Below are 20,692 nucleotides of genomic sequence, written 5' to 3'. Positions count from 1 at the left end.
CGGATAGATTTTGCGAAGAAGTGGCTGGATGACATGGAGTGGATGAGCCAGGTGGCGCCGTTCACGGCAGGCCAGGCGGTATGGCATATGCATCCGGTAGTGTTTTTGGATGCAATAAATGTTTTGGTTCCTTCCGTCGAAGAAGCCAGAGTCAGGGCATTTATGAGAATGCTCCGTGTTGGAGAAGGAACGGTTGGTGAAATCGGTTATGAAACTTTATTTGGAGGGCAGTCTTTTGTTAAAGACTACCATAAGGATTTCAGCGATCATCCTCAGATTTCTATTACACGGGGTAACTTGACCTCAACCGCAGCAGGAGCATATCAGATTATGGGATATACATGGAATGATCCTAAAATGGTCTCTCATCGAGAGAAGGTCGGGATAACTGACTTTACCCCAAAATCTCAGGATGAATTTTGCGTCCTAATTTTTAAATATAAGAGAAAAAACTCATTAGATAAAATCATGTCTGGTGATATCGATGGCGCACTGGATATATTAAGTTATGAGTGGGCTAGCCTTCCGCCTGGTCGATATGGTCAGCCTGCAAAATCAAAACAAGAAGCGCTGTCTTTGTTTAACCATTATCTTAATGCAGAGCTAGCTGGGAATAGCAATCTTCATGTGGATATAGGTTATATTGCATCTATTGAGGGGGTTAAAGAATGAATATCTGGCCCATTGTTTTTTTATTCGTTTCATTAGCCACATGCGCGAGTTCAAATTTTGGCGTATGGAGTACTTCTTGTAGTGATGGGGAGGGATTCACTATAAACATAGAAAGCAAATCGAATCCACTTATTGTTAATGATAATCAAATAGTTATCAATATCCACGCCAAGGAAATACAAAAAAACAAAATAGATATTTTCTATGATGGCACGGCCGATCTTGGTAGGGGTGGTATGAATTTTGATTGGAATAATGTCAGTTCCACAATGCCGCTGGCAGAACTAAATATAATAAACCAAAATGGTGAATTACAATGGAAAGGATTTTATGATATGAAGAAATCCAAATACTACTGGACTAACGACCCTGATTTTGTACAGTCTTATGCGGAAAATGGCATTATAAAGTTGCATAAGTGTAAAAGTTATTAAATTATCCAAGTGATAAACATTTATCGCAACATTATCATCGACTGGCAAGGATAACGATGTCATTTTGCTGCGGAGACCTGTCAGGCCGTGAGCTGTATGCTGCCCTGCACCATCCGGACATGGGGGTACGGGATATTGTCTCCCGGATGGTGGTGAAGCACGAGAGCGAGTGGTTTGGTGGCAGCGGCCACCAGAAATGGACGGCGTTTTTCCAGGACTATGACACCCTGCGGATTGATTTTGCGAAGAAGTGGCTGGATGACATGGAGTGGATGAGCCAGGTGCATCCCTTTACATCGGGTCAGGCTGTATGGCATATGCATCCGGTGGTGTTTCTTAATTCTTTGAACTACGAAAACACTATTGAGATTGCATGGGGAGCCAAAGTTCCAAAATAATTCAAATCGAAAGTAATAGAAGTTTGCGGACGGTTGGGAATAGAGCCAGATCATTTGATGTCATGCATGGCATTTGAAACGGGAGAAAGTTTTTCCCCAGCCGTGAGAAATCCAACTGGGAGTGCCACAGGGCTGATTCAGTTTATGTCAACGACTGCACGGTTTTTAAGTACAACCACAAATAAATTAGCTGCTATGACGGCAGTTAAGCAGATGGATTACGTTGAAAAATACTTTCAGCCTTATGCAGGTAAAGTACACACTATCGAAGATGTTTATATGGTTATATTCTGCCCTAAAGCTGTAGGCAAACCTGATGATTATGTTTTATATGATGAGGGGAGAAGTTATAGAGATAATATAGGCTTGGATATAAATAGAGATGACAGAATTACTAAGCGTGAAGCAGGTTTGAAAGTTAGAGGTAAACTAGTTCTGGGGAATTCAAAAGGATATCAGGGGTAATATGAATAAATACATAATTTTATTGCTATCGCTTGTTCCATTGTATGCTATTTCTGACAGCCTCGATTTGCCCACTGTTCAGTCCACAAAAGTTGAAAATCATTGCGAAATATTATTCAACCATAAGGTTGTTTCTAAGCATGATTGCGAATATGAGTCTCCTTCCTATTTGACATCATATTCCCTTCTTCCAGACTCATGGACGGGTGTCTGGGTGTTTCAGGATGCACCTATGGGTAATTCATGTGAGGCAGGAACAATTAGAGTTATTTCTATGGACGCTGATGATAATATAAAGACGTATAATCCGATAGATTATTGCTCAGGTAAAATCTTAATTGAAAATGGCAGTGAACAGGTTAAAATAATGATTTATAATGAAGCGGGCGAGAAAAAGTATAATGCATGGGTGTTTAAGGATAATAATTTAATTAATCAGAAGTAACTGTGTTTAATTTAAATAAAGCCTTTCCCAAAGGTACTCCCAATAGCACTTCTTCACTAATTCTCCAGGATGCGCAACTTGTTAAGATAAGCTGCGTTTACTCCATCATCACGCGGATCGAACTCCCCACGCCTGACAGATAGGGATGCTGTCAGGCGTGGGCGCTGGTATAATCGCTGCTTATTGTTCTCGTGCTGGCGAAAGCGTGCGCGGTCGTGCTAAAAAATCTTACCAATCGGGGTGGCCACAATGTTATCTCATCTCCCGATTGTTTTTTATTTTATCTTTAAAAACAAGTGGTTGCGGTTTTATGAAACATACTGTTGAAGTGATGATCCCGGAAGCGGAGATCAAAGCGCGTATTAGTGAACTGGGTCGTCAAATCACCGAACGCTATCAGGAGAGCGGCAGCGAGATGGTGCTGGTAGGCCTGCTGCGTGGCTCGTTTATGTTTATGGCCGATCTCTGTCGCGAAGTGCAGGTTCCGCACGAGGTCGATTTTATGACCGCCTCCAGCTACGGCAGCGGTATGTCCACTACGCGCGATGTGAAAATCCTCAAGGATCTGGACGAGGACATTCGCGGTAAAGATGTGCTGATCGTTGAAGATATTATCGACTCCGGTAACACCCTCTCTAAAGTGCGTGAGATCCTAAGCCTGCGCGAACCGAAGTCGCTGGCGATCTGTACGCTGCTGGATAAACCGTCCCGCCGTGAAGTTGAGGTGCCTGTAGAGTTTGTTGGCTTCTCGATCCCGGACGAGTTTGTGGTGGGTTACGGTATCGACTATGCCCAGCGCTATCGTCATCTGCCCTACGTGGGCAAAGTCGTGCCGCTGGAAGAGCAGGCGTAAAAAAGCCCGGTAGCGATTACGCTTTACCGGGCCTGACAAACGCGTGCCGCTACGGCACGCTTATTTGTGATTAATATGCTTCTGGCTAATATTGGCGATGCCCTGGCGGTAGCCCTTCTCAAGGGTGTCGCGGCTGGTCGCGGTTACGTCGAGATCGCGCAGCAGGCCGTCGTGAATACCGTAGGCCCAGCCGTGGATAGTGACATTCTGCCCGCGTTTCCACGCCGACTGCATGATGGTTGAGTGGCCCAGGTTATAGACCTGCTCCATCACGTTCAGCTCGCAGAGGGTGTCGAGGCGACGCTCTTCCGGCATTTCGCTCAGCAGCGGGGTGTGCTTGAGCCAGATGTCACGGATGTGCAGCAGCCAGTTGTTGATCAGCCCCAGCTCCGGGTTCTCAACCGCTGCCTGCACGCCGCCGCAGCCGTAGTGGCCGCAGATGATGATGTGTTCAACTTCCAGCACATCTACCGCGTACTGCACCACCGACAGGCAGTTCAGATCGGTGTGGATAACGAGGTTGGCCACGTTACGGTGAACAAACAGCTCGCCCGGCTCCAGGCCGGTCAGACGCTCAGCGGGGACGCGGCTGTCAGAGCAGCCAATCCACAGGAAGCGTGGCTTCTGGGCTTTTGCCAGGGTCTCAAAAAATCCGGGATCCTCTTCCACCAGCATTTTTGACCATAGTGCATTGTTACTGATGAGTGTATCTATATCTTTCATGGCGGTTAACGACCTGTAACCAAGTAATTGCGTTGAGCTAATATAGGTCAACTCCATTTAATTTTAAACCACACATAGAGTGTCAGAAAACAAGGTAAGCGAAACGACATGACCATTGCACTGGAGCTAGAGCAGCTTAAGAAAACCTATCCGGGCGGCGTTCAGGCGCTGCGCGGCATTGATTTAAAAGTAGAAGCGGGTGACTTCTACGCGCTTCTGGGACCCAACGGTGCGGGTAAATCGACCACTATCGGCATCGTCAGCTCGCTGGTAAATAAAACCTCGGGACGGGTCAGCGTCTTTGGCTACGACTTACAAAAAGACGTGGTGAACGCCAAACGCCAGCTTGGCCTGGTGCCGCAGGAGTTCAACTTCAACCCCTTTGAGACCGTGCAGCAGATCGTTGTTAACCAGGCAGGCTACTACGGCGTTGAGCGCTCAGATGCACTGATCCGCAGTGAAAAGTACCTTAAGCAGCTCGATCTGTGGGAAAAACGTAACGAAAAAGCACGGATGCTCTCCGGCGGTATGAAGCGCCGTCTGATGATCGCCCGAGCGCTGATGCATGAGCCAAAGCTGCTGATCCTCGACGAGCCAACCGCCGGGGTAGATATTGAGCTGCGCCGCTCCATGTGGGGCTTCCTGAAAGATTTGAATGCCCAGGGGACGACCATTATTTTAACCACCCACTATCTGGAAGAGGCCGAGATGCTCTGCCGTAATATCGGTATCATCCAGCACGGTGAGCTGGTGGAGAACACCTCCATGAAGTCGCTGCTGGCCAAGCTGAAATCAGAGACCTTTATTCTTGACCTGGCCCCGAAAAGCCCGCTGCCGAAGCTGGAAGGTTACCAGTACCGGCTGGTGGATACCTCAACCCTGGAAGTTGAGGTGCTGCGCGAGCAGGGGATTAACAGCGTCTTTAGCCAGCTGAGCGCCCAGGGCGTTCAGGTATTAAGCATGCGTAACAAAGCCAACCGTTTAGAAGAGCTGTTTGTCACGCTGGTACACAATAAAAAAGGAGACCACGCATGATGCAGCTCTACTGGGTCGCGCTAAAAAGTATCTGGCACAAAGAGATCCAGCGTTTTATGCGCATCTGGATCCAGACCCTGGTTCCGCCAGTGATCACCATGACCCTCTACTTTATCATCTTCGGGAACCTGATCGGATCGCGAATTGGTGAGATGCACGGCTTCACCTACATGCAGTTTATCGTTCCCGGCCTGATCATGATGGCGGTGATCACTAACGCCTACGCCAACGTGGCCTCGTCGTTCTTCAGCGCTAAGTTCCAGCGCAATATTGAGGAGCTGCTGGTCGCGCCGGTGCCGACGCACGTAATTATTGCTGGCTACGTCGGTGGCGGCGTAGCGCGCGGGCTATGCGTTGGGGTGCTGGTCACAGCGGTATCGCTCTTCTTTGTGCCGTTCCAGGTGCATTCATGGCTGTTTGTCGGCCTGACGCTGCTGCTGACGGCGATCCTCTTTTCACTGGCGGGCCTGCTGAACGCGGTATTTGCGAAAACCTTTGACGATATTAGCCTGATACCGACCTTCGTGCTGACGCCGCTGACCTACCTCGGCGGGGTGTTTTATTCGCTGACCCTGCTGCCGCCGTTCTGGCAAGCGCTGTCGCACCTCAATCCCATCGTCTACATGATCAGCGGCTTCCGCTTTGGCTTCCTCGGTATCATTGACGTGCCGCTGGTGATGACCATCGGCGTGCTGGCGGTGTTTATCGTCGCGTTTTACCTGCTGTGCTGGTACCTGATCCAGCGTGGACGCGGCCTACGTAGCTAATCCTCATGCTTATGCGTTTCCTGCTGGCGCTGCTCCTGGCATGGAGCAGCGCCGCTTCCGCCCGCCTGCTGGAGCAGGACGCCCCGGCGCGCTATATGCAGACCACTGAAGCCGCCGTTATCTGGGCGCAGATTGGCGGTAAGGTGATTAACGTCGGCTATCTACATGCGGGACAGATTATCGCGGTGGCGAGTGGGGAAGGGGATTACAGCGCCTTTCACTTCGGCTTTGGCCAGGCGTTTATCGATAAGGGCCATCTGGAGCCGGTGCGCGGTAAAAAACGGGTGCAGGATCGGCTGGGGGATCTCAACAAGCCGCTGAGCAACCAGAACCTGATTACCTCGAAAGCGACGCCGCTCTATAGCGGGCCTAATGTCAGAAGCGTCCCTTTCGGCATGCTGGCGGAGAACCTGCGCTACCCCATCGTCGGCAAGCTGCGGGACGGGCTGAACCAGACCTGGTTTCAGATCCGCATCGGTGACCGGCTGGCCTATGTCAGCAGCCTGGATGCCCAGGAGGACCACGGCATTCCGGTGCTGACGTATCACCACATCCTGCGCGATGAGGAGAACACCCGCTTCCGCCACACCTCAACCACCACTTCGGTGCGGGCGTTCAGCAACCAGATGACCTGGCTGCGAGATCGCGGCTATACCACCCTGACGATGTATCAGCTGGAGGGCTACCTGAAGAACCGGCTTAACCTTCCGGCTCGGGCGGTGGTGATCACCTTTGACGATGGGCTGAAATCGATCAGCCGCTACGCTTACCCGATCCTCAAGCAGTACGGCTTCAAGGCGACCTCGTTCACCATCTCGTCGCGCATCAAGGCTTATCCGCAGCGCTGGGACCCGACATCGCTACAGTTTATGAGCATCTCCGAGCTGCGGGGCATTCAGGACGTGTTTGATATCCAGTCGCATACTCACTTTCTACACCGGGTGGATACCACTCACCATCCCATTCTGCTTAGCCGCAGCTATCACATTATCGAGTTCGATTTTGTCCACTCGCGCCGGGCGCTATCGCAGTTTAACCCGCACGTGGACTATCTCTCTTATCCCTTTGGCGGCTATAACGAAAAAGCGATAGAGGCTGCGCGGGATGCCGGTTTTCATATGGCGGTGACGACGGTAAAGGGGAAGGTGAAGCCGGGAGATAATCCGTTCCTCCTGAAGCGACTCTATATCTTACGAACGGATTCGTTAGAGACAATGGCTCGGCTGGTCGGCAACCAGCCATAGAGGTGAACTAGTAGTAATTAATGGTAAAGGTGCTAACTGCCTTAAAATTGCCGGGCTGTAATTTTTGTCCGGTAGGCGTTAGCCAGGCCGTAAAGTTCAGGATTGTCGTCACGCCAGTGCCAACCTTGTCTAAATATACAGTGATAAATTCAGGGTCATTGATAAATGGCTCACCGTGCCCGCTGCGGTCGGCGTTAAATTCCTGCCTGATCATGACGGCAACACCCTCTGCCGCTCCTGAGGTGAGGGTATTTGCCAACGCCACGCCGTCGCTGGTCGAGACCGTTTTATTGGCGGAGACCTTATATTTTAGCGCCAGGACATTATTACAGCCCCTAAGCTGAATGTTAAAGGCTCGGCTGGGGAGGTAGTTCTCCCGCGCGTTCGAGAACATTACCTCGCCGAAATCGATGTTATTATCATCATCTGCTACTGCCGCCTGGCAGGTTGCCGCCACAACAGGAATGCTAAACGTTGAGGTTGTCACCTGAAACCACCAGGGCTGGTTATCGCTGTCGGTATGGCCGCCGATGGACATCCCGCCGATTTTTTTTGCCTCTTTTGGCGTAATGTGGGTTACGCCGGTGAAGTTCGCCATAAACTGCGCCTTTTGATAAAGCTTAATCTGCGCCCGCCAGTTATTGGTACTTCCGGAGCCTGACACCCCTAAATCCATCCACTTGCCATCACTCCAGCGGAAATAGGAGCCTGCGCTCAAATCGCTGTAGATGCGTACGGCATAATAGATCCCCTCGACGTTGGTTGGCCAAACTGCGTTGCCCTCATCTTGGTTATTGAACGCGTCGTAGGTGATATTTGACATCTGCTCGCCCTCGTCGCCGTGATCGCACCTTGACCATAGTTCAGGAGAGAGCTGAGCATCATAAGGCCCGCCCAGGGGAATAAATTGACTGCCAGAGTAGAACTGGCTGCCGCTGATAAAATAGAGCGGCGTGCTGGCCGCAGTATTGACGATAGTGGAGGTGCCGCCCTCACCGTACTCGCCAAAATGGCACTCTGCCCAGGCCTTTCCGTGAACCAGCAGTAGCCCAGCTACCAGTAGCTTTCCGGCATAGATAAAACGTCCTGTTTGTTTCATGGATCCTTTCCTTTGATATCCTAGTTATAAGTGGCGCTGACGATAACCCGGCTGGTGACTTTTCCGGCCTGAACCGTGCCCGTGTTTTGCAGGCGCGCATAGAAGCTGTACTCCTTTGTCCCGCCCTCCGTTCCGGCAGCCAGGATAACGCTGGAGGTGCCGTCCGAATTGAGGACGTTGCTGTTTAACGCCTGTGAAAAAATCACCACCCCGGTATTGGCTGCGCCGCCCTCGGCTGCGGAGGTTTCATTAATAAAGACCTGACGGCTGGCGGTGGGCCACTGTTTCGTTTGCGGCTGAAAGCTAAAATCGATTGTTTTAATGGCTGCGCTGTCGCCCACACAGCTCTCTACCCGGACAGTAAATAGCGTGCCGGAGGCTGCATCCGTCGGTTGTAGGCGGCTGCTGCCGTCCGCGTTGTAAAACCAGTATTTACTCACTGTGGGCAGATGCACCAGGCCGTCATCAGGAATGGAAACCTGACAGGTATTATCTACAAGGGTGGCATTGAGAGTTAGATCGATGCCCACCCCGGCGGAGAGGCATGGCGCAGCCCAGAGCCAGGGGGGCAGGGCGAACAGGTTGATTAATAGCGTAAGTTTTTTTTGTTTAGGATACGGCACCGCGTCTCTCCTTGCCCGTGACTACTGATAGGTCACCACGAGCGTGACCGGCGCGCTGACGTTGCCCGTCGTGACGTCGCTGATGGCTTTACCATTAGCGATGACAATCCGCGCGGCTAAATCAAGCTTGCCGGCTCCGCTGCTGATGGTAACGCTCTGGTTTGCAGGAGCGTTACAGCTCAGCAGGGTGCCGCCGCCCGCCGTGCCGTGCCAGACTTCAAACGCTGCGGCATGGCTTGCATCAAAGGCGTCGCCGGCGCAGCTGCCCCCGGTCCCTTTTTGTACCTGAACCGTGGCGCTCTTTACGCCTGAGCAAGCGGTAAAGGCGACGCTAAACGGCTCGCTACGGCTTTTGGCCGTCAGGTCAGATTTGTAGACATCACCAAAGGCGAGAGTGGAAACAGGCTTCCCGGTCACGTCCTGAACCTGCGCCGTGCAGGTACCGGCCTCTATCGTCGAGATAAACGTTGCCCTCAGGCTGGTCGTACCGGTAATGGCACTGACGGCAGTAGAAAAGAGTCCCGCGGCAACAGCCAGCCCATGCAGTATGGGCAATCTCATTTTCATATGCGTATCCCTCCGCTTATTGGTATTCAAAATTAAAGGTGGCCACGGCGCTAAAGTTGCCTCCCATGGCCTTACCCGGCTGGGTTTCAACCAGACGGGCGATCAGCGGCACCTCCAGGTTAGCGATCTCCGTCGCTGTCCAGACCAGGCTTTTGCTATCGTCGGTGGCGTTAATTTCAAAGGGGGCATCCGGCGCGGAGACGCGGGCAAGGGTGACGCCGGTGTAATCTGCTTTATTCGTCGTGGCGTTATTCGCTATTGCGGTTTTAACATAGCTGGAGGCGGAACCCGTTATCGTCGTCTTCAGCGTCACCAGGCTATTCGGGCACTCAATAATTCTCAGTGTGAAATGGCTGCTCGCGGCGTCGGATCCGCTAATAATATCCATCACGTTGATTTTACCGTCGGTGCCGACAGGTATGGTGTTATCAGTACCGTCGCCGGTGCCGCCTTCAATTCTCATATCGCAGGTGACCTCACGCAGCGTTGCCGTGAAGGTCACGTCGAGGTTGGTGCCAGCCGCGCTTGCCTGTGAACCCCCTATCAGCATCAATAGCGCGCTGAGCAGCGTCGGTAGTTGTGTTTTCTTCATCAGGTTAGCTTCCGGCTAAAAACTTATTTCGTCTGGCAGATTTGGTTGTCCAGCATGGTCATCAGGCCCACTTTTTTCGCCGAAGGCGTGATGTGATACGAGACGGTACAGGTGCTATTCGCTTGGTTACCCCAGGCCACGTGCAGCGTGCCGTGCTCTGCAATACCGCGTACGTACGCCTGCCCGGCCTGTCCGACAGCGCCCACGGACAAGCCGTTTTCATTTAGCACATCGGCCCCGAGCGGAATAAAGCCGCCGTCGGAGCGCCGCAGATCGAGCAGAAGCGAGCGCCCCTGGTCGGTTTCGAAATCGACGCGCAGTACCGCGCCACTGCGGGGCACCGCTATCGTGCTGGTGTTTTTCACCCCAACGTCGGATTCCAGCCGGGAGATATCGATGCCGATCGTATTCTCGTGGTAGGCAGTCAGGTAGGGCATGATGGCGTAGCCGGCACCATCGATGACGCCGTCGCCAATGCTCAGGCGAGCGCCTTTTGCTCCCGGCGCGCTGACCAGCGCCAGCGTATCGGTATCGCCGATGCTGCCTGGTGCCAGCGTCATGCCGCCAGCGTGCAGCAGCATGCCGCCGCTGTAGCTCATGGCGTATTGACGGCTGCTGTCGTTCGATGCCGAGGCCGAGAGGCTAAGCGGTCCGTAAGGGCTGCTATAGCTCCCGTAGCCGCCAATCTGCTTCAGGTCGCCGCCGCTGGCATGGCTGGTGCTGGCGTTCACGCTGTAGCTAAATCGGTAATCGTCACTGTTGCCGTTCGCGCTGGTGTTAAAGGCCGTGCTGTTTTTGAAATCCGAGTTCATGCTCGTCGTGACGGTGGAGAAGCCCCCCGGGTGCCTGCTGTGGCCCAGCAGGTTTTCCAGCGGGATGTTCAGGTTCAGATAAATTCTGTCATCTTTTTCGCCATATTCGTCATAGGTGCGTTGCAGCGAAATGCTATAGCTGCCTAACCGGAATGCGTTGTTGTAACCCATCGAGAACTGTGAAGAGGAACCTGATTCAGTCCAGTAGTCCTGCCAGCTTCCCGTTATGTATAGCGAGCCGTGCTCACTTTTACCGATGCGAATCGGCTGGCTGACGTTAATCTGTACCTGATTTTTCATACGCTGGAAGCTGTCATATACCTCTTCGCCGGTACGATCGGGATTACGCGCGGTATCGCGGTATTTGACCTCTTCCACCAGCGATGCGGCATCGTTGAGCGTCAGGTAATTTTTTGTCGAGAAGCGGTAGGCCGCGATGTTAAACGAGGTGTTGGTGTTTTCCAGCAGCTTGCTCCACGAAAGGCGGTAGCTCTGGCCGGTCAACGTGCCGACCTCCTCGACCTCTGCGTCAGAGTGAGTTACGTCCAGGGCAAAGGCCCCGAGAGAGGTATTCATGGCCAGACCCAGCAACCCGGACACGTAGTCCGTATCCATATACTGCAACCCTGCGTAACCGGTAAAGAGGTTACTCAGGCCGTAGTAGCCGGTCAGGTAGCCGAGACGGGGCTTATCGCGCAGGCCGTTATCATGAAGCTCGCCTGCGCCGATATCCCAGCGACCGTAGCCAGGTCGCAGCATCTGGCTGACGGATGAGTAGGGTACAGAAAAGGTGCGGGTGCTGCCGTCGGACTCTTCAATGGTCACAACCAGATCGCTACCGTAGCCGGTGGTGCTGAGATCGTCGATCTCAAACGCTCCCGGTGGGACCGTACTTTCATAGATCGTATTGCCGCTTTGGGCCACGGTAACTTTGGCATTGCTTTTTGCCACCCCATGAACGATCGGCGCATAGGTTGCGATGCCGCCCGGCAGCATCCGATCGTCGTTATACATGCGCAGGCCGCGCAGGCTTATAGAGTTAAATATATCGCCACGCGTGAAGGAGTCACCTGCCAGCATCTGGGCGCGAAGCGGCGTGATATCCCGCTGCAGATAGATATCCTGGCTGGCGTAGTCGCTACCGTCATCACGATCCCAGTTAAGCGTCCCGCGAGCACGTAAACGCCATGGTCCACTATTCAGACCATACTTTAATCCGGCATAAGCGGTATCCTCCGTACCGCTGGTGCTATCGGAGTGCCAGGCGTTAAGATCGTATGAGAAGAGACCTGCGGTAATGCCATCTTCCCACAGTGAAGGGGCAACGTAGCCGTTAGGGCGGCGTTCAACGTAGATCTGTGGTGCGTTGAGGCTCAGTTCCTGCGTGGCCGGATCGTAGTTCCATGATGATCCGGGCAGGGCATCATTGAGCGTGAGGCAGCTATCCTGGCTACTTTCGTCAGCATGGGAGCCTACAGCCTGCTCCAGGCGGCTGGCCTTGATTCCGATCTGCATTAATATTTTGGGCGTAAAGCAGGGCGTAGCGCGCGACGTGCCGTTGTCATTAAAAGTGAATTTCGTTAGCAGCTTCTTTTGCCCGTTAAGGAGAAGTTGGATTTTGAACGTTCCCGGCACAACGGGGTTGCCGCGTGAAAAGCGGCTTACGTCGATATGCGATCCGGTGTTAAACAGAAACTGATCGTTAAATTCGACCTCTTCACTCTCTGATGCAGGCGCAGCAGCAAGCGCTGACGCCTGCAAAGCGGCGCAAGTGGCAAGACAAAGAAACGAGCTGCGATATAGCATTACGGGCACTAATCCATTAGCAGCTAAATAAGATAACGTTTGTGAGCTGGTTGTTAATTGACATTCGCTTCGTGAACCTCAGCGCCACCAAAGTCGTTGATAGCGCTATACGCTACGTGGACAACGTGCGCGCCACCGGTGGCTTTCAGGCTGTATGACTGACTGGCGAAGGGCGCAACATAGTGCGGCTCAATGTCGACCTGTTGGCCGCCCACGCTGGCAGTGATTTTGGCGAGAGAGACGTAGTACGGAGAGTCGTTACGGGCCGTCAGCGTACTGTTTTGCTGTGACCATTTAAGCTGGCCAGCAGCAACTGCCGGATCGCCCGGAAGACCGTCCGGGCGATAAAACAGCTTAATACGGGTGCGGAACGCAAGCTGCAGCATGCTCTGCTCGTCCGCACCTTTTGCTTTTGGCGGAACCTCAAGCACGTTAAACCAGAACAGCGTTTCTCGATCTGTGGGCAGCGGCTGGCCGAGATACGTAATGCGCACCGTCTGGCCTTTCGCAGGATCCACACGTGAAACCGGCGGCGTAACGATAAACGGTAGCCTTAATACCTGTGGGTCAGTGGTATCACGGCCATCGTCCAGCCACGTCTGGACCAGCAGCGGTTTGTTGCCGCGGTTTTCCATCTTTACGGTCACGTCTTTTGCCGACTGCGGATAGATCACGCGGGTGCCGGAAATGACGATATCGGCTAAGGCCGGATGGGAAACGGCAGCAGACACACTGAAGAGAAGCGCGGAAATATCCGTTTTTAATTTGCGCACGGTATTCATCCTTAAACAGAGGTACGCCCACTTCGCCGTGAGCGCATATCGCAACGTGAAACGACTATTCGTAGCTCATGGTAAAGGTGACGTTGCTGCTCACTTTACCTGCGCTAATATCATTAGTGCCTTTTATCCAGTCAGCGCTGGGTACGTAGGCGACACGGTAGGCCAGCGTGCCTTCCCCGGCGGTTAGGGTGGCTTTCTGGGTTGCCTCCCCCGGCTGTCCGATTTTAATGCGATCGGTACTGCCCGCGGCGTTGTTGTAGAGCGCCAGGCTTACGTTGTCAGCATGGCCAGCAACGGTCGGGTCTGCCTTCAGCGTACCGTTAGTCAGATCGGCAAACTGCTGCGAAGTAAAGGTGGCAGAAGCTGAGTTCTGCTCCTCAGGGCAGTCGCTCAGATGCAGTTCGAACTCTTTAGAGCCTACTCCTGCATCAATCGTGGTCTCTTCAACATCGGCTGTTTTTACAACCGGCATAGCGATGGTGACGTTATTTGCGTCGAGACCGTTGTTGGTGGTGATTTTGCAGGTAGTATCGGTGACCGCACCATCAAACGTAATGACGCCAATATCGGCAGCGATTGCAGATGCGGACCCCATAGCGAAGAGGGCTACAGAAGTAGCCAAAATAGCTTTCTTAAACATGTTTAAACATCCATTTAAAAATAAGGTTTTTTAGAGGCGTGTAGGGTTTTTAAATAAGAGGGGAAATATAATATTAATAGGCTGGAATAAAAATCGAGATCTGCTTAACTTTGTTTTTAGAAAAAATAACCGTAAATTAATTTAATATATTTAGCGAATTTTGATAATTCAGGTGTTAATTATCGCGACCTGATTAAATGTTTTTTTTAAATATTTTATTGTCAGGAATATAAAAATGAGATGATTAAAAGCGGGGCAGCCTTTATGCGGCTACCCCAAAAAGCGCGTCAGGCAACCTGCACCGGCACCGCTTTCGCTTTGCGGGTCATCTCGTTGTCGCCGTCAAAGTAGGCGACCTTCGGCTGCCAGCTACGGGCTTGCTCATCCGGCATCGTCACGTAGGTGGCGATGATCAGAATGTCACCCACGTCGGCACAGTGGGCCGCCGCGCCGTTGACCGAGATGATTTTCGAGCCGCGCTCGCCGGCAATCGCATAGGTGGAGAAGCGCTTGCCGTTAGTCACGTTGTAAATGTCGATGGCTTCGTATTCAAGAATACCAGCCGCCTCAAGGAAATCCTGGTCAATAGCGCAGGAGCCTTCATAGTGCAGATCTGCCTGCGTCACTTTGACGCGGTGGAGCTTGCCTTGCAGCATAGTGCGGATCATAACGTCTACCTTTGTGCTTGTGTTGACCCGGCCGCCTGCGCCGCCGGGAGTAAAAAGTGACAGCATCAACCCGCTGGTGGCGGCGTCAGCTCTACCGTTACGTTGTCGATGAGGCGTGCCTGGCCAAGCCATGCCGCCATCAGGATCACCGCCCGCTGGCTGGCATCGGTCAATTCCAGCAGTGTGTCGGCATCGCGGATCTGAATCTCATCGGTGCGAAAACCGGCTTCATCCAGCGCCTGCCCGGCGGCGGCAATCATCTCTTCCAGCGGGCGTTCGCCCGCCCGCAGCTTCGCCGCCAGGGCGTTCATCTCTCTGCTCAGGGCCGGGGCGATTTTACGCTGCTCCGCCGTGAGGTAGCCGTTGCGCGAGCTGAGGGCCAGACCGTCTTTGGCGCGCACCGTTGGCACGCCGACGATGTCGATGTCGTAGCCCATGTCGGCCACCATCTTGCGGATCACCGCCAGCTGCTGGAAGTCTTTTTCGCCAAAGCAGGCGACGTCCGGCTGGACCAGGTTAAACAGCTTGCTGACGATGGTCGCCACACCACGGAAATGACCAGGCCGGCTGGCCCCCTCCAGCATGGTAGAGAGGCCCGGAACGTCAACAAAGGTCTGCTCACCGGTGCCCTGGGGATAGACCTGGTCAGCCGCCGGGGCAAAGACAAAATCCACCTTGCGCTTGTTCAGCTTCTCGCAATCCTCCTGCAGGGTGCGCGGGTAGCGCTGCAGATCGTCAGGACGGTCAAACTGCATTGGATTAACAAAAATGCTCACCACCACCACATCGGCATGGGTTTTTGCTTCATCAACCAGCTGCATATGGCCATCGTGGAGGTTGCCCATGGTCGGCACCAGCGCAACGCGCTGGCCCTCACGACGCAGTCGGCGGATGTGCTGGCGCAGCAGCGGCAGGGTTTCAATAATCAACACGCGTAGGCTCCTTAGTGAAAACTGTGCTCTTCGCCGGGGTAGGTCCCCGCTTCGACTTCGCTCACGTACTGGCGCACGGCGGCACGCATGTCGCCCGTACCGGCCAGGAAATTCTTGGCAAATTTAGGAATATGACCGCCGGTAATGCCGAACGCATCATGCATCACGAGGATCTGGCCGTCGGTGACGTTGCCCGCGCCGATACCGATCACCGGGATGGTCAGCGCCTCGGTAATACGTTGCGCCAGCGCAACCGGTACGCACTCAAGCACCAGCAGCTGCGCGCCAGCCGCCTCTAACGCCAGAGCGTCATCAAACAGCGTTTGGGCCGCGTCGCCGCGACCCTGTACCTTGTAGCCACCAAAGACGTTTACCGACTGCGGGGTTAGCCCCAGGTGGCCGCACACCGGCACGGCGCGCTCGGTGAGCATTTTCACCGTCTCGGTCAGCCAGCGGCCGCCCTCAATTTTGACCATGTTGGCCCCGGCGCGCATCACCGTGGCGGCGTTGGCAAACGCCTGGTCAGGGGTGGCGTAAGCCATAAACGGCAGGTCGGCGAGCAGCAGACAGTTTGGCGCGCCGCGGCGTACGCTCTGGGTGTGGTAGGCAATATCCGTGACCGTTACCGGCAGGGTGGAGTCATGGCCCTGGACCGTCATCCCTAACGAGTCGCCGACCAGCATGACGTTAATGCCCTCTTCAGCAAACAGCTTAGCGAAGCTGTAGTCATAGGCGGTGATGGTGGCGAAGCGTTTATGTTCCTGCTTGCACTTTTGCAGCCAGGAGAGGGTGGTTGGTTTCATAGCGTTTCCTGATGGAGCCTTCAACTTTCCGGCATTTTATCAGTAACGTCAGGGGGGACAATGATTTTCGGCAGGTTTAACGGGCGGAGTGGTACTACCAGACCGCCGGTTTCGCTGCGCCCAGATGGTCGAGAACGCTGGCAAGCGTTTCGCCGTCAGGGAAGCGCAGCGCGGGCGCAATCTCAAACAGCGGCCAGAGCATAAAGCCGCGGTTTTTCATATCGTAGTGGGGCACGGTCAGGCGCGGCGTGGTGATAGTCTCCTCGCCAAACAGCATGATGTCGAGATCCAGCGTGCGCGGTCCCCAGCGCTCCGCTTTGCGTACCCGGCCCTGGTCCAGCTCGATACGCTGGGTGTGATCCAGCAGGGCTTCAGGGGGCAGCGTCGTCTCCAGCGCCACGGCGGCGTTGAGATAGTCGGGCTGATCCTGCGGACCCAGCGGCGGCGTGCGGTAGAAGCTGGAGACAGCGACAATCTGGCTGTCCGGGATGGTACCCAGCGCCGCGATTGCCGCATTAACCTGGGTCAGGGGCGACGCCAGATTGCTGCCCAGAGCGATATAGACCAGCGTCATGCACTGCCTTCGCGACGTGGGGTGCGCTTGCGCGGGCGGCGATGGCGGCGGCGGGTATCCGGCTCATCGTCCAGCACGTCAAGCATGCCTTTCTGCGCGGGCGGCGCGGCCACCTGGAACTCGCCCCACCACTGCACCAGTTTTTGCAGCTCGTGGTTGCCTTCGACCTCGGCCCGCAGGGCGAGCAGATCGTAGGCAGCGCGGAACTTCGGATGCTCCATCAGCTTCCAGGCGCGTTTACCCTGGCGGCGAGACATGCGCAGCTGCAGCTGCCAGATATCGCGCACGAGGGTGGTGATCCGTTTCGGGATCGCCAGCGTGCGGCAGGCTTCGTCCAGCACGTCGTTCATCGCCAGCGCGAAGGCGTCGTGATAGGTCAGGCCGCTCTCCTGAGCAATCTTCTGCGCGGTCTCCAGCTGCGGATACCAGAGCATGGCGGCAAACAGGAACGCCGGGTTGACGCGCATATCGTTCTGAATGCGGGTGTCCGTGTTCTTCAGCACCAGGTTGATGATCCGCTCCATCGACGAATCACCCTTTTCGGTGAAATAGCGCGTGATGGTCGGGAACAGCGGCTGGAACAGGCTGTACTCGCGCAGCAGCTGATAGGTGTCCAGGCCGTTGCCTGCCTGCAACAGCTTCAGCGACTCCTCAAACAGGCGCGCCGGCGGCACGTCGTTGATCAGCGTCGCGAGGCGGGCGATTGGCTCGGCGGTCTCCGGGCTGATACGCATATGCAGTTTGGCAGCAAAGCGTACCGCGCGCAGCATCCGCACCGGATCTTCCCGATAGCGGGTCTCCGGGTTGCCGATCAGGCGGATCGTACCCTCTTCAAGATCCTGCATCCCACCGACGTAGTCGCGCACCGTAAAGTCAGCCACGCTGTAGTAGAGGCTGTTGATGGTGAAGTCGCGGCGCTGGGCATCCTCTTCAATGGAGCCGAAGATGTTGTCGCGCAGCAGCATGCCGTTCTGGCCGCGCTGGGAGGTGGTGCGATCGGCAGGCTGATCCTCATGGTGACCACGGAAGGTGGCAACCTCGATGATCTCCGGACCAAACATGACGTGAGCGAGACGGAAACGACGGCCTACCAGGCGGCAGTTGCGGAACAGCTTGCGTACCTGGTCAGGCGTGGCGTTGGTCGTCACGTCGAAATCTTTCGGTTTTTTGCCTAACAGCAGATCGCGGACGCCGCCGCCTACAAGGTAGGCTTCGTAGCCCGCTTTGTTCAGACGGTACAGCACCTTGAGGGCATTTTCACTGATATCTTTGCGGGAAATTGTGTGCTGCTCGCGCGGAATAACCGTCATACGCGGCTCGGCGATGACCTCCTCGGCCATGCTTTCCTCGCGGCTTAACACCTTGCGGCAAAAATTAGCGACTCGGGTAAAAATAGTGCACCTCGGTTGTGTCAGTCTTTACGACAAAAAAATTGCGGCTAATCATAGCTCAGAGTGGGGCATTTAGGAATGCCGGATTGATCTGCGCTGTCTATGGGACCCGGGACAGATCCCAGCTCTCTACCGCATGCTGTAGCAGGGTCGCGGTGGGCAAATCCTGCCAGTTACTTGTTACATCCTGATTTAAAAATTGTAAAGCACGGATCAGCACCGGTCGCGGATCGCCCTCCGGCAGCGGCGGAGCGTGGTTCTGCTTAGAGAGCTTATTGCCGTCGCTGTTCAGGGCCAGCGGCAGATGAACATAGCCGGGCGGTTGCCAGCCAAGCTGCTGATAGAGCGAAATCTGCCGCACCGTAGGGGCGATAAGATCCGCGCCGCGTACGATCTCGGTGACACCCTGAAAACGATCGTCCACCACCACGGCCAGGTTATAGGCAAACAGGCCATCCCGGCGGTGGATGATAAAGTCCTCCTGCGCCAGCGCCTCATCGGCGTAGAGGTCGCCCCGCAGCCTGTCGTGAAAGTGCAGCACCGGCTGGTGCTGCCACAGACGCAGCGCGGCGTTCTCCGGGCCGTTATTGCGCTGGCGGCAGTGGCCGTCATACACCCCACCGATGCTCTGAATACGCGCCCGCGTGCAGGTGCAGTAGTAGCTCAGCCCGCGCTGGCGTAAATCGTCCAGCGCCTCGCGGTAGGCCTCATGCCGCTGGGACTGCCAGAGCACTTCGCCGTCCCAGTGCAGGCCGTAGTGGTCGAGCTGGCGCAGGATGGTATCGGCCGCGCCGGGGACTTCCCGGGGCGGATCGATGTCTTCAATGCGTACCCGCCACGTTCCCTGCTGGGCACGGGCCTGGAGATAGCTGCCAAGGGCGGCTATCAGCGAACCAAAATGGAGTTCACCGGAAGGCGATGGCGCAAAGCGCCCAATATAGTGTGATTCTGGCATGTCGACAGGCGAGAGATAACAGGGCGGGAGAGACTCCCGCCACAGGGAACGGTGCGAAAACGCCGGGCTTAGCCCGCCATCTGTTTTTCGCGGATTTCAGCCAGTGTTTTGCAGTCAATGCACAGGTCGGCTGTCGGACGTGCTTCCAGACGACGAATGCCAATTTCAACACCGCAGGATTCGCAGAAGCCAAAGTCTTCGTCTTCTACTTTCTTCAGCGTCTTCTCGATCTTTTTAATCAGTTTACGCTCGCGGTCACGGTTACGCAGTTCGAGGCTGAACTCCTCTTCCTGGGCGGCTCTGTCAACCGGATCCGGGAAGTTAGCAGCTTCATCCTGCATATGTGTGACGGTGCGATCGACTTCATCCCTGAGTTGATTACGCCACGCTTCAAGAATACGCTTGAAGTGCGCCAGCTGGGCTTCGTTCATATACTCTTCGCCCGGCTTCTCCTGATAAGGCTCCACGCCAGCAATGGCGAGAATACTCAGGGACGATGTTTTACGGTTTTGCCCTTCTTGCATGTTGCTTCTCCTTAACACGCACTATCGATCCCCGTGTTCGGGGGAAAAATCAGGCCGCTATAAATAGCAGATGCTTTTCCGGATAGCAATTATCTAAACGTAACACTTGACAACCCTGTGAGGAAAAGCGTATTTGCGCACGTAGACCAGAATGCTATCTGGCTGGTCGCCGATCCTTAGCTTTCATAAGGTAAGGGCGATCTAAGACTCATCTCTTCGGCAGAAAGTTCCGCTTTGTAAACCAGAATTTCTACCCCCTGCCGCTGCGCTTCTTCTAAAAGCTGTGCGTATTTTGCATCTATATGGCGCGCCGGTGAAAAACGTTCAATGGCTGAGTGCAGCACGGTAAACAGCATCACCGCCCGATCCCCACTGGCTGCCACGCTCATTAACTCTCGCAGATGTTTCTGCCCGCGAAGAGTCACTGCATCGGGAAAAAAGCCGTATCCCTTGTCGGCAAGCGTGACCGATTTCACTTCAATATAGCAGTTGCGGCGTCCCTCCGCCTGCAACATAAGGTCTATTCTGCTATTTTCGGAGCCATATTTTACTTCACTTTTCAGCACGCTATAGCCGCGTAGCTCAGGGATGACGCCTGAAAGCACCGCCTCTTTAGCCAGCGCGTTGGCCCGCAATGTATTTACGCAGATAAACGTGCCATTTTGCGTCTGGGTGATCTCCCAGGTGTGCGGATACTTACGCTTCGCGCTATCCGAGGTGGAGTACCAGACGGTGTCGCCGGGGGTAGCGCAGCCGGTCATCGCCCCGGTATTGGGGCAGTGCAGCGTCAGGGCCGTGCCGTCCGGTGTAATCACATCCGCCAGGAAGCGCTTATAGCGCTGCACCAGGGTGGCGGGCTGTAGCGGGGGGGAGAACTGCATCAGAACC

The 20,692-nt window shown here is 54.6% G+C and carries 23 protein-coding genes and 2 pseudogenes; 9 read left to right on the top strand and 16 right to left on the bottom strand.

Features of this window, described 5'->3' with window-relative positions; genetic code table 11:
- From RTN40_RS19265 to hpt, 6 genes and pseudogenes are all read left to right on the top strand, one after another.
- A pseudogene (locus RTN40_RS19265) lies at nucleotides 1–672 on the top strand (glycoside hydrolase family 104 protein); the annotation flags it as partial.
- On the top strand, nucleotides 669–1,106 hold the full coding sequence (locus tag RTN40_RS19260; protein ID WP_312229858.1) for a hypothetical protein: 438 nt from the start codon (nucleotides 669–671) through the stop codon (nucleotides 1,104–1,106). The pseudogene RTN40_RS19265 and the gene RTN40_RS19260, both read left to right, overlap by 4 nt.
- Before the next feature lie 71 nt (nucleotides 1,107–1,177).
- Nucleotides 1,178–1,456 (top strand): annotated as a pseudogene (locus RTN40_RS19255) (hypothetical protein); the annotation flags it as partial.
- A gap of 114 nt (nucleotides 1,457–1,570) precedes the next feature.
- Nucleotides 1,571–1,969, top strand: a complete 399-nt coding sequence (locus RTN40_RS19250; protein WP_312229857.1) for a hypothetical protein — start codon at nucleotides 1,571–1,573, stop codon at nucleotides 1,967–1,969.
- 1 nt (nucleotide 1,970) lies between these two features.
- Nucleotides 1,971–2,414: a hypothetical protein gene (locus RTN40_RS19245; RefSeq protein ID WP_312229856.1), complete on the top strand. Its 444-nt coding sequence runs from the start codon at nucleotides 1,971–1,973 to the stop codon at nucleotides 2,412–2,414.
- A 310-nt stretch (nucleotides 2,415–2,724) separates the two neighbouring features.
- On the top strand, nucleotides 2,725–3,267 hold the full coding sequence (gene hpt / locus RTN40_RS19240) for a hypoxanthine phosphoribosyltransferase (protein ID WP_042390558.1): 543 nt from the start codon (nucleotides 2,725–2,727) through the stop codon (nucleotides 3,265–3,267).
- A gap of 60 nt (nucleotides 3,268–3,327) precedes the next feature.
- Here hpt and can read toward each other — a convergent pair whose 3' ends face one another.
- Complete coding sequence (gene can / locus RTN40_RS19235) at nucleotides 3,328–3,990, bottom strand: carbonate dehydratase (protein WP_312229855.1); 663 nt, start codon at nucleotides 3,988–3,990, stop codon at nucleotides 3,328–3,330.
- Between the two features lie 108 nt (nucleotides 3,991–4,098).
- Here can and RTN40_RS19230 point away from each other — a divergent pair, with 108 nt between their 5' ends.
- From RTN40_RS19230 to RTN40_RS19220, 3 genes are read left to right on the top strand one after another with little or no spacing between them, the layout of a single operon-like run.
- Nucleotides 4,099–5,025 (top strand): ABC transporter ATP-binding protein, encoded by a 927-nt coding sequence (locus RTN40_RS19230; protein WP_312229854.1) that lies wholly within the window; start codon nucleotides 4,099–4,101, stop codon nucleotides 5,023–5,025.
- Nucleotides 5,022–5,792, top strand: coding sequence for an ABC transporter permease (locus RTN40_RS19225; RefSeq protein WP_312229853.1), 771 nt, complete (start codon nucleotides 5,022–5,024; stop codon nucleotides 5,790–5,792). The genes RTN40_RS19230 and RTN40_RS19225 overlap by 4 nt, the downstream gene beginning before the upstream one ends.
- Entirely contained in the window at nucleotides 5,792–7,036 is a 1,245-nt protein-coding gene (locus RTN40_RS19220; protein ID WP_312229861.1) for a polysaccharide deacetylase family protein, read from the top strand. Before RTN40_RS19225 ends, RTN40_RS19220 begins: the two co-directional genes overlap by 1 nt.
- A gap of 7 nt (nucleotides 7,037–7,043) precedes the next feature.
- On the opposite strand, the gene RTN40_RS19215 is transcribed toward RTN40_RS19220, so the two are convergent.
- The 15 genes from RTN40_RS19215 to sfsA form a co-directional block, all read right to left on the bottom strand.
- Nucleotides 7,044–8,135, bottom strand: a complete 1,092-nt coding sequence (locus RTN40_RS19215; protein WP_312229852.1) for a fimbrial protein — start codon at nucleotides 8,133–8,135, stop codon at nucleotides 7,044–7,046.
- 20 nt (nucleotides 8,136–8,155) lie between these two features.
- Entirely contained in the window at nucleotides 8,156–8,758 is a 603-nt protein-coding gene (locus RTN40_RS19210) for a fimbrial-like protein (RefSeq protein WP_312229851.1), read from the bottom strand.
- A gap of 21 nt (nucleotides 8,759–8,779) precedes the next feature.
- Entirely contained in the window at nucleotides 8,780–9,325 is a 546-nt protein-coding gene (locus RTN40_RS19205; protein ID WP_312229850.1) for a fimbrial protein, read from the bottom strand.
- Between the two features lie 16 nt (nucleotides 9,326–9,341).
- Entirely contained in the window at nucleotides 9,342–9,917 is a 576-nt protein-coding gene (locus RTN40_RS19200; RefSeq protein WP_312229849.1) for a fimbrial protein, read from the bottom strand.
- A gap of 23 nt (nucleotides 9,918–9,940) precedes the next feature.
- The gene (locus tag RTN40_RS19195) at nucleotides 9,941–12,535 is read right to left on the bottom strand and encodes an outer membrane usher protein (RefSeq protein ID WP_312229848.1); all 2,595 of its coding nucleotides are present in this window, start codon (nucleotides 12,533–12,535) and stop codon (nucleotides 9,941–9,943) included.
- 53 nt (nucleotides 12,536–12,588) lie between these two features.
- Nucleotides 12,589–13,317: a fimbrial chaperone gene (locus tag RTN40_RS19190; RefSeq protein ID WP_312229847.1), complete on the bottom strand. Its 729-nt coding sequence runs from the start codon at nucleotides 13,315–13,317 to the stop codon at nucleotides 12,589–12,591.
- 55 nt (nucleotides 13,318–13,372) lie between these two features.
- Nucleotides 13,373–13,957, bottom strand: coding sequence for a fimbrial protein (locus RTN40_RS19185; protein WP_312229846.1), 585 nt, complete (start codon nucleotides 13,955–13,957; stop codon nucleotides 13,373–13,375).
- A gap of 287 nt (nucleotides 13,958–14,244) precedes the next feature.
- Complete coding sequence (gene panD / locus RTN40_RS19180; protein ID WP_042390564.1) at nucleotides 14,245–14,625, bottom strand: aspartate 1-decarboxylase; 381 nt, start codon at nucleotides 14,623–14,625, stop codon at nucleotides 14,245–14,247.
- Between the two features lie 65 nt (nucleotides 14,626–14,690).
- On the bottom strand, nucleotides 14,691–15,557 hold the full coding sequence (panC, locus tag RTN40_RS19175) for a pantoate--beta-alanine ligase (protein WP_312229845.1): 867 nt from the start codon (nucleotides 15,555–15,557) through the stop codon (nucleotides 14,691–14,693).
- An 11-nt stretch (nucleotides 15,558–15,568) separates the two neighbouring features.
- The gene (panB, locus tag RTN40_RS19170; protein WP_312229844.1) at nucleotides 15,569–16,360 is read right to left on the bottom strand and encodes a 3-methyl-2-oxobutanoate hydroxymethyltransferase; all 792 of its coding nucleotides are present in this window, start codon (nucleotides 16,358–16,360) and stop codon (nucleotides 15,569–15,571) included.
- A 94-nt stretch (nucleotides 16,361–16,454) separates the two neighbouring features.
- A complete protein-coding gene (folK, locus tag RTN40_RS19165; protein WP_312229843.1) occupies nucleotides 16,455–16,934 on the bottom strand; it encodes a 2-amino-4-hydroxy-6-hydroxymethyldihydropteridine diphosphokinase in 480 nt (159 codons plus the stop codon).
- Nucleotides 16,931–18,328, bottom strand: coding sequence for a polynucleotide adenylyltransferase PcnB (gene pcnB / locus RTN40_RS19160; RefSeq protein ID WP_312229860.1), 1,398 nt, complete (start codon nucleotides 18,326–18,328; stop codon nucleotides 16,931–16,933). Before pcnB ends, folK begins: the two co-directional genes overlap by 4 nt.
- A 97-nt stretch (nucleotides 18,329–18,425) precedes the next feature.
- The gene (gluQRS, locus tag RTN40_RS19155; RefSeq protein ID WP_312229842.1) at nucleotides 18,426–19,280 is read right to left on the bottom strand and encodes a tRNA glutamyl-Q(34) synthetase GluQRS; all 855 of its coding nucleotides are present in this window, start codon (nucleotides 19,278–19,280) and stop codon (nucleotides 18,426–18,428) included.
- A gap of 68 nt (nucleotides 19,281–19,348) precedes the next feature.
- Complete coding sequence (gene dksA, locus RTN40_RS19150; RefSeq protein WP_007373199.1) at nucleotides 19,349–19,804, bottom strand: RNA polymerase-binding protein DksA; 456 nt, start codon at nucleotides 19,802–19,804, stop codon at nucleotides 19,349–19,351.
- Nucleotides 19,805–19,980: 176 nt separating this feature from the next.
- Complete coding sequence (gene sfsA / locus RTN40_RS19145) at nucleotides 19,981–20,685, bottom strand: DNA/RNA nuclease SfsA (protein ID WP_312229841.1); 705 nt, start codon at nucleotides 20,683–20,685, stop codon at nucleotides 19,981–19,983.
- Nucleotides 20,686–20,692: the final 7 nt, after the last annotated feature.

It is taken from the genome of Pseudescherichia sp., assembly GCF_031987975.1.
Classification (GTDB): domain Bacteria; phylum Pseudomonadota; class Gammaproteobacteria; order Enterobacterales; family Enterobacteriaceae; genus Pseudescherichia.
The sequence above is the reverse complement of the archived record's forward strand: the minus strand, read 5'-3'. Positions and strand labels throughout refer to the sequence as shown.